Origin of the sequence: Sphingobacterium sp. JB170 (assembly GCF_900163865.1) — a bacterium.
Lineage (GTDB): Bacteria > Bacteroidota > Bacteroidia > Sphingobacteriales > Sphingobacteriaceae > Sphingobacterium.
In genome coordinates this window covers 1-4,324 of record NZ_FUKU01000056.1, presented here as the reverse complement: position 1 = coordinate 4,324, position 4,324 = coordinate 1, and the positions used below count along the sequence as shown (strand labels likewise).

Here is a 4,324-nt window from a genome sequence, read left to right as displayed (position 1 = left end):
AACTATATTTCAAATATTTCAAAGAACAATTTCAGATTTTAATGGGACAGCGATGAGTACGGTTATAAGAAACGCACAAAATAATTGTAACGAATTGTGGTATAGTCCTAGCTCCCTTATTACGTGTTAGCGACTTATATATTGCAAAACAATAGCGTCCTAAAAAAGGAGAATAATAAAACTCCAATTATTTTAGGATAGCTATTCAGGTAGCCGAAAAGGGTTCCTGGAGACAATTACTATAGAGTTTTATATAGTGCTCCGGCAACGACCTTAAGCAAATCCGGACTGACCCTTTCTTTAAAATTAGGCTCTATGTATTCAAATCTTATTTCGCCTGCTTTGTTCAAAATAAATACAGACGGGACTGGTAACAACATATCTTTGTTTTTACCCCCAGTTGTTTCCGGTAAAAATTTATGATACGCTTCTGGAGCCTTAAATGCAAGTCCCATGGCTTTAGCCAGTGAAAGATCAGCATCAGAAAGTAAGGTATAGCCTAATTCTCCTTTATCAGAACTTGCCTTGAGATTTTCAGGCTTGTCCGTACTTACGGCTATTATCTGATATCCGAGCATCGTAAGATCTTTTTCTATCTCCTGAAGCCCCGATAGCTGAAGATTACAGTATGGACACCAGCCTCCTCTGTAAATGACAAATATCGTCGGCTTTTCGGAAAACAATTTCCCTAATTGTATCATTTCTCCCATCGCATCGGTTAAAGTAAGCGCAGGAATTTTTTCACCAATCAGCAGCGGGCTTACATTCTCTGCTTTTAATGGGTATTCCTGCCTTTCCTGATTCGTTTGAGAGCTTACCATATGGATACTGCACAGAATGATGCCGAGTGTTATAAATAGTTTTTTGTTCATTGTTAATTGTTTTTGGTACTTGTTGTTCCACTCCGGAAAAAAGAAATATTCTCCCCTGTATGCTGCCGGAAGAAACGGCTGAAATGTGCAGGACTTACAAAGCCAAGCATATAGGCAATTTCCTTAGCAGACCTATCCGTATAGTTGAGGTAACGTTTAGCTTCCAGTATGATCCTATTCTGTATCAGCTTAGATGGTGAAGGAAACTTCAGCAAAGCAAATGTATTGGAAAGGGTTTTGGGCGATTTATTAAGCGCACCAGCATAGAAACGTACCTCATGCTCCGTTTTGAAATTAAATTCCAACATCAGGTTGAACTTTCTTACCAGGTCCAGTTTATCTTCAGTTAGCAGGTTGCTATCCGTCGTCTGCTCTCTAGCAAGCCTCGTTACACTGATGATGATACGTTTGAGCAGGGTACGCAGCATCTCATTCTGCATCCGGTCCTTCACCTGCATGTCGTTTTTGCAAAAGCGTTCCGTCAGTTTTATATTGGTAATATCCTGTTCGGAAAGATCAATGAACATCGGGTTGTTGATACCGTAAAAAAGAAAACCAACACAACCAACCTCGGCATCATGGTCGACAATACAATAAAATTCCCTGTTGAACTGCCAGGCCATGAGTTGCTCAGGATGCTCAGAACGGAAGTTCTGGTTCGCCATTAATGGAAGCACAGTGTTCCCAGGAAATGTATAGCAAACTTCATCAATGATGGCAATTTGGTCTTCTCCGAAGTTAAACACAATGGAATTAATTGTACTTTCTCGAAGTATCCCTAAGTGGGTGAGCATCTCCCGCTCATTGCCTACCGAGAAAACTCCGTTGGTCTGGCTATTTATAAATTCCAGTTTCATGTTCGCTATTCTTCTTTAAATTATCTGACTTCGCCTAAATATAGTAAAGAAATACCTGAATTGAACGGATAATAATGGCCGAGATTGTAGCTGATCGGGATCCCGGCCATCAGAGGTTTCTTTTAATTAAGGGTTACTTTTATGATCTGTGGCAAGGTAGTAAATGCGTTGGGGTTTGGAACTTCCTCGATAGCTTTACTCTCTGTCAACGACATTTCGGGAAGATCGATTCGGATGTTGGCACCAGGATACTGGTCCTTTTTCGTTCCGTTATCATATAGCTGAATCTGATCAGACACATCACCCTTCTGCATGGCATCAATGCCATTATCTTTTGAGGCATAAAACCAGTCATTGCTCAAGCCGTACATGGTGGCAATAGCTACCCTGTCCCCTTTTACTACATCCAGTTGCTGCATAACCTGTCCCCCTGCTTCAGTCCCTATTTTAGGTAACAGGACGGTAGTGGCCGCCTCCTTCAGCACATAAACTTTTTTAACGCCTGGTTTGGACTCCAGGGCAGCAACCAGTACATCCGCGTTACCGGTCTGTGCCAGTTCGCTCAATCCTTCGCCCCGGTCCTTTTCCCCTTTCATATAAAAGGGATGTTCGCTACCCGAGTATACAACGACCAATACTGGAGAGAGCGGCGTAAAGATACCGGTCATGTCCTGCAGGTGCTTGCTCAGCATTGAGTTATCGCCCATTTCTGCAATGTTGGTAAGCCCGTTTGCTGAAGGCTTTCCTTTGGCATAAATCGGGGTTTTATTCAAGATATCTCCGTCCGGCGCATAAGATACGGTCCATACCCCCGGACTGAAAGGAGTTTCATTCGCAGTACCTTTACTTGTGTTTTCAATCGTCAGGGTAAATTGAGAGTTCCCATTATATTCCAGTGTCGCTTTCATAAGCTGTGAAGCCGGTAGGTAGGTATTTCCCTGTGCATCTGTTCGATTTACTTCCATGACATTACCTGGGGTGGCTTCAGCCGTCCCTGGATGCATCAGGCTCATTCCGGGAGTCTCATTGATACGGGTTCCGTTATCCCATAACTTAATCTGTGCAGATACATCGCCCGTGACAGGAATGCCGTCCATATTATAAAGATTGATGCCAGGATTTTCAGGTGCGAAGAACAGGTCGTTACTCCAACCGTACATTGTAGCAAATGATAGCGCCTGTCCAGCCCCCGCATTAAATTCAATACTGAAAGATTGCCCTGGGAGGATCAGGGGTGGCGTACCGGTTCCCATAAAAGTTCCGGATTGCACCAGAGCTTTTGATTCCAATATATTCTCGATGGTAATCGTACTGGCCTGTGTTGGGGACATCACATCGTCATCAGTGCAGGAAACCATTGTAACCAGCCCCCCTATAAAGAGGAAAGAAGATGTTGCCACTTTTCCTATTCTTTTAATCGTGTTCATAATTGTTGTATTTAATATTACAGGAACAAAGGTAGCAGAAGGTCAGGCCCCGAGAAATAGCGTCATTTCCCGATGTCTTGTCTATATTTCCCTAAACTATAGATTTAAGATCTTTTAACTCAAAAGGATTACTTTGTATGTACATTTGAGATTTTTTGACTTGAAAGTCGCATCCATAGACAATAGTTTCCTTATATCTACCATGGGAGCAAGATCTTTATTCGATACTAAAAACCGATAATTGCCCTTTTAGGATCGCTCACCTTCTCCTGTCGATGTTTAATTTGATTCAATTAGTTGAAACGGCTTTTATGGGGCTTTTTCTATTTAGTAATTTTTAAGAAGATGAACGATAAACCTGACTAATGGGGCGTTTCAGAAAGGTATGGTTCAGCAAGGGACGTTATATTTCCCATTCAATGGCGCATACATGGCCTGGAAAAACGTGAGCTCAGTATCCACCCGATGAACCACATATTTTCTGATTGCAATTTTGATTATAGTTCTGGGGATACAGCTCTTTTAGTTTTTTGTAATTTCGCCCCCTTATCGAAAAGCCTGACTATATTGATGGTTGCGCTTTCCTTTTGTTTGTGATGTCTATCTTCTTGGTCAGTTAAAAGACTGCCTAAACTCCAATGGTGTTTGGTTCGTTTTGTTTTTAAATACTTTGTTAAATGATTGAGGGTATTCAAAGCCTAACTGATATGCAATCTCGCTTACGGATAATTCTGTTGTCGATAAAAGTTCCTTCGCTTTTTCCAGAAGTTGGTTTTGAATATGCTGTTGTGTAGTTTGTCCTGTCAAATTTTTTAGCATATCGTTTAGATAGTGAGCCGAAACAAATAGTTTTTCAGCAAAATAATGAACGGTAGGCAATCCTGATACAGTTAAATCATCATTTTGATAATAAGCGTTTAGTAAGTCTTCAAATTTTAAAAACAAATCGTTGGATGCTTTTTTTCTTGTGATGAATTGACGATTGTAAAAACGGTTGCAATAGTTTACCAACAAATCAAGATGAGAAACAACTAGGTCTTGTGTGTAATTGTCTATCATTGCTTCAATTTCCTGTTGCAAATTTTGCATTAATCCATTGATAATAGTTTCTTCCACTAGTGTCCCATTAAAATCGGGACGTTTTAAAAATTAAATAAATTTGGCCCAT

4 protein-coding genes are annotated in these 4,324 nt (G+C 40.8%); all 4 read right to left on the bottom strand.

The window, feature by feature from the left end; translation table 11 throughout:
• Positions 1–239 precede the first annotated feature (239 nt).
• The 4 genes from FM107_RS14365 to FM107_RS14350 all read right to left on the bottom strand — a co-directional run bounded on the left by FM107_RS14365 (position 240) and on the right by FM107_RS14350 (position 4,272).
• Positions 240–872 carry a peroxiredoxin-like family protein gene (locus tag FM107_RS14365; protein ID WP_218779008.1) on the bottom strand — a complete coding sequence of 211 codons (633 nt, stop codon included), beginning with the start codon at positions 870–872 and terminating at the stop codon, positions 240–242.
• A 2-nt stretch (positions 873–874) separates the two neighbouring features.
• A complete protein-coding gene (locus FM107_RS14360) occupies positions 875–1,729 on the bottom strand; it encodes a helix-turn-helix domain-containing protein (protein WP_086949176.1) in 855 nt (284 codons plus the stop codon).
• Between the two features lie 122 nt (positions 1,730–1,851).
• Complete coding sequence (locus FM107_RS14355) at positions 1,852–3,156, bottom strand: spondin domain-containing protein (RefSeq protein WP_086949175.1); 1,305 nt, start codon at positions 3,154–3,156, stop codon at positions 1,852–1,854.
• A 612-nt stretch (positions 3,157–3,768) separates the two neighbouring features.
• Positions 3,769–4,272 (bottom strand): AraC family transcriptional regulator, encoded by a 504-nt coding sequence (locus FM107_RS14350; protein ID WP_143559499.1) that lies wholly within the window; start codon positions 4,270–4,272, stop codon positions 3,769–3,771.
• Positions 4,273–4,324: the final 52 nt, after the last annotated feature.